Source organism: Ornithinimicrobium sp. (assembly GCF_035267225.1).
In the GTDB taxonomy this organism is placed as follows: domain Bacteria; phylum Actinomycetota; class Actinomycetes; order Actinomycetales; family Dermatophilaceae; genus Ornithinicoccus.
In genome coordinates this window covers 1-2,996 of record NZ_DATFMA010000011.1, presented here as the reverse complement: position 1 = coordinate 2,996, position 2,996 = coordinate 1, and the positions used below count along the sequence as shown (strand labels likewise).

Here is a 2,996-nt window from a genome sequence, read left to right as displayed (position 1 = left end):
CGTATGGCTGGAGTGGGTGCCCGAACGCGGCGAGGTGCTCCGCTCTCGGTGGCTGGACACCGATGGGCACGTCGCGGTCGAGGAGGTCACCGCCGAGCCGGTCGACCTGTTCCGACCCACGGCGCTCGTCGATGCCACCGGAGTCGGGTGGGTGTTCGTGGGCCGCCGCGACACCCCGCACACTCCGGTCTCGGTCTGGTGCGCACGCCGCGAGAGCAGCGGATGGACTGCGCTGGAGCAGGTCTCCGACACCGAGCACCCCAGCTTCAACCAGGAGGTCGTCCTGGACGTCGATGGCCGTGTGGTGCTGTGCTGGCAGGCCAGGCACGAGTCCCGCTTCGCGATCTTCAGTCGTACCCACGCCTCGACCGGATGGGGTCCGACGAGCCGTGTGACCGCCGGGTTCGACGCCAACGTCTGGGACCCGGCACTGGTCGCTCGGCCCGACGGCGGGATGGTGTTCGCCTGGTCGGAGTACACCGGTGGCTCCTACCGCGTGGGACTGCGCGAGCGCGCCGCCGACGGGCAGTGGGGGCCGCCGCGGGCCCTCACCTCGGGGTCGGACTACGCCCTGCACCCCAGCCTGGCCGTGACGGCCGACGGGCGGCTGTGGTGCGCCTTCGACCAGATCGTCGTGCCCGCCCACGGAGGCAGCGGGCCCACTCGGCTGCGGGCGGCGTCCGAGGTGGGTGTCGACCCGAGTGTCATCCCGGGTGTGCGTGCCTCCGGGATGAGCGTGCCGTCGGAGCTGATCCCCGACGTCGCGGCCACCCTGCGGGTGGTGGAGGTGCTTGCCGACGGTGTCCGCGAGGCCCCCGGGCAGCTCGGGGGCACGCTCGACGTGGTGCCGTCGGGTCTGCCGAAGCTCGCCGCGACGGCCGACAATGGCCTCGTGGTGGCCTACCGCGTCCACCGCCGGCTGCCGCTCATGACCTACTACTGGGAGGTGGCGGCGCAGGCCTTGGGTGCGCAGGGGTGGGAGCCGCCGGTCAGCTTCAGCGGCACGGACGGCACTCTGGAGGAGGTCTGCCTTGCCCCCGTCCCCGGCGGGGTGGTCATCGCCGCGCAGATGGACCGCAGGCTGGAGCGAGCACTGACCTGGACCGAGGGGTTCGGGGGTCGTGAGTGTCCCTATCTCTACGAGCACCACGGCTCGGTCATCTGGCACGGTGTCCACGGACTGGGGCAGGTGGTGCTGGCCTCCCGGAGCTCGGCCGGGCCCGTGTGGGTGCCATCGCACCCCGTGGACGGCGCCGAGCGGGCGGGGCAGCCGGTGCTGCACGCCGGTGATCGTGCCGAGTCCCGCCGGTGGCTCGCCGAGGAGTCGGCTGACACCGAGAGCCGGGCGGAGCGACCGAGCACGCAGGTCCACGGTGAGACGATGCGGCTGTACTGGGGCGACCTGCACCGTCACTCGCTGGTCAGCCGCTGTACCTCGGGTGACGAGCCCAGCCTCGAGGACTTCTATCGCTACGCCTGGGACGTCAACGACTACGACTTCTGGGCGGTCACCGACCACGCCGAGAACTCCTCCGACTACCAGTGGTGGAGCATCCAGAAGATCGCCGACCTGTTCCACATCCCCGAGGCGTTCGTGCCGTTCTACGGGTTCGAGTGGACCTCCGCGGACTCAGGCCACCAGAACGTCATCTTCGGCGACGTCGAGCGTGGCGCGCCCACCTTCTCCGCCTTCGCCTCCGGGACCACCGACCCGGCGGGGCTGTGGGCCGCGCTGCGCGAGCACCCCGCCTACCCTGCCATCACCATCCCGCACCATCCGGGCGCCGCGATGGTCTACAACGACTGGGACTACCACGACCCGACCTACTCCCGCCTGGTGGAGATCTTCCAGGCGTGCCGCGGCAACTACGAAGCACCGGGCTGCTTTCGGCAGTACTCCGACGGTACGGCGACGGGCACGTTCACCCTCGACGGGCTGTTGCGCGGGCACCGCTTCGGGTTCGTCGGCTCCTCCGACCACGGTCACGGAGCCAGCTACGTCGGTGCCTGGGCGCCCACGTTGCGGCGTTCGGATGTGTTCGGGGCACTGCAGGCTCGGCGGACGTTCGCCGCGACCACCCGTGGTCTGACCCTCGAGGTGCGCATGACCGGATCCGGGTCGGGTGAGGCGTTCATGGGCGAGGAGGCTGAGATCGCGGGGGAGCGCACGCTGCGGATCCGGGCCACGGGTTATGCCGACGTGGCCCGCGTCGAGGTCGTCCGCGACGGCCAGCTGGTCCACCAGGTGTCTCCCGACGTCGCCGGCGACGGGGAGGTCGCCGTGCCCTTGCGGGTGGAGTGGGGCGCCGCACTCGGGGTTGAGGTCTGGGACGGCACGCTGCGGATCGAGGAAGGCCGTGTCCTGGCCACACCCTGGTGGAGCCCGGAGGTCACCGAGGTCACTGCGGGCTCGGTGAGCTGGCGGAACACGACCCACAGCTTCGGCGAGCCGTACGGGGCGCAGCGCGGCGGGGTCGAGCTCACCCTCGTGGGTCCGCCGTCGGCGATGGTCGAGGTCACCATCGGTCCTCGCCGCCTGCGCACGACGCTGGGAGCCGTCCAGACGGCGTTCGAGGGCGGGCAGAACGTGGCCATCGCCGGCCCGCCCGACGCCGACGGGGTGGTGAGCCTGCAGCCCTCCGTCGGGGGCCTGACGTCCGTGGGTTCACGAGACGTCGAGACCACATGGACCGACGACGCGCGGGTCGAGCCGGCGGTCGGAGGTGCATCCTTCTACTACGTTCGCGTGTACCTGGTGGACGGCGAGATGGCGTGGTCCTCGCCGATCTGGGCGACGGCCGGCGCAGACTGAGCAGCGGCCCGACGGCTGGCGCGGTCGCTAGTACGCGCGCGGCGACCGTTCCTCGGGGGCGAGGAGTCCCACGATCATCGAGATGATGCTGATGATCAGGGCGCCGAGGATGGCGTCCCAGAAGAAGCTCTGGACGGTGAAGCTCAGGCCCACCATCTCGGCGATCCACGACGTCAGGCTGAGC

At 71.2% G+C, this 2,996-nt stretch carries 1 protein-coding gene; it reads left to right on the top strand.

The genetic code is table 11. The features are described from left to right. The coding region (locus VJ976_RS00705; RefSeq protein ID WP_324097924.1) for a DUF3604 domain-containing protein at positions 1-2,812 on the top strand (2,812 nt) is incomplete at its 5' end. Positions 2,813-2,996 lie beyond the last annotated feature (184 nt).